The sequence below is a fragment of the Pedobacter segetis genome (assembly GCF_016623585.1).
In the GTDB taxonomy this organism is placed as follows: Bacteria; Bacteroidota; Bacteroidia; order Sphingobacteriales; family Sphingobacteriaceae; genus Pseudopedobacter; species Pseudopedobacter segetis.
This window is the reverse complement of sequence record NZ_JAEHFY010000053.1, coordinates 1-1,250: the sequence shown is the minus strand read 5'-3', so window position 1 is coordinate 1,250 and position 1,250 is coordinate 1. Positions and strand designations below refer to the sequence as shown.

1 protein-coding gene is annotated in these 1,250 nt (G+C 40.6%); it reads right to left on the bottom strand.

Annotated features, from left to right (window positions below; genetic code table 11):
• A partial coding sequence (locus tag I5M32_RS16525; protein ID WP_317193148.1) for a sugar-binding domain-containing protein occupies positions 1-1,250 on the bottom strand: 1,250 nt, incomplete at both ends.

Genomic DNA, 1,250 nt, shown 5'->3' with positions numbered 1-1,250 from the left:
GGTGCCCATAATGGCAAATAAGCAGGGTGTACGCTTTCGTCAAATTTTGCTTGAAGAGATGCGCCCATCCCATGTATTTCTATATTTGCTTCGCCCACTAAGTAAATCCCGTACTCATCGCACAGTTTATACCATAATGGGTTGTTTGGATAATGGCTGTTCCTTACCGCATTGATGTTGAATTCTTTCATCAATGTGATATCCTTTATCATGGATTCCCTACTAATAACATGGCCGGTATTCATATCATGCTCATGCCTATCTGTTCCATGAACAATTAAGGGCACACCGTTAACCATCAGTTGGCTATCCTTGATCTCTATTTTTCTGAAACCGAGTTTTGTGCCCGTATAGGTAGTTTCGCCATCATTGGTAAAAGAAAGTACCAGATCATATAGATATGGATGTTCGCCGTTCCATGGGTTTATTTTTTTGATGGTTTGGTTGATCTTTATCCAATCTGCGAGTTGATCATCGTTTATGCCTTGTTTTTTGCTGAATACGGTTTTGCCATTAGCGTCTTTCAACATCACATTTAACGTTGCGTTTTTTAGCACAGCACCCTTAAACTTCCTCAAATTTACCGATAGGTCTAATTGCCCGTTTTTATAGCTATCATCTAGGTCTGCATTTGCGTTAAAATCCCAGATGCTTAACTTTGGTGTGGCATAGATGGCAACGTCTCGTTCTATCCCGCTGATGCGCCAAAAATCTTGGTCTTCTAGGTAAGATCCATCATGCCAGCGAATTACTTGCACCGCCAACAGGTTCTCTCCTGTTTTTAAATATGGTGTAATGTTAAACTCTGCAGGGAGTTTGGATGCCTTGCTCAAACCAACTTCTTTACCGTTAACGGTAATGGTTGCGCAACCGGTAATGGAACCAAATCTCAAGAACACTTCTTTGCCGTCCCAATCTTTTGGTACGGTAAAGGTTCTGCGGTAGGTGCCTACTGGATCATTTGGGCCAACAAAAGGAGGGTTTTTAGGGAAAGGGTAAATAATGTTGGTATATATTGGGATACCAAAGCCCTGTATTTCCCAATTTGATGGAACTATTATATTTTTCCACTGGCTATCATCAAGGTCTGTTTTATAAAAATCCTTGTTCCTATCGGCTACTTTATCTACATATACAAACTTCCAAGTACCGTTCAAAGATTTGTAATAGGGCGATTGTGATACATCATCTGCACTTACTTTCTGCTCGGCATCATATAGATTAAATGTGGCATGTGCCGGCTCCATATT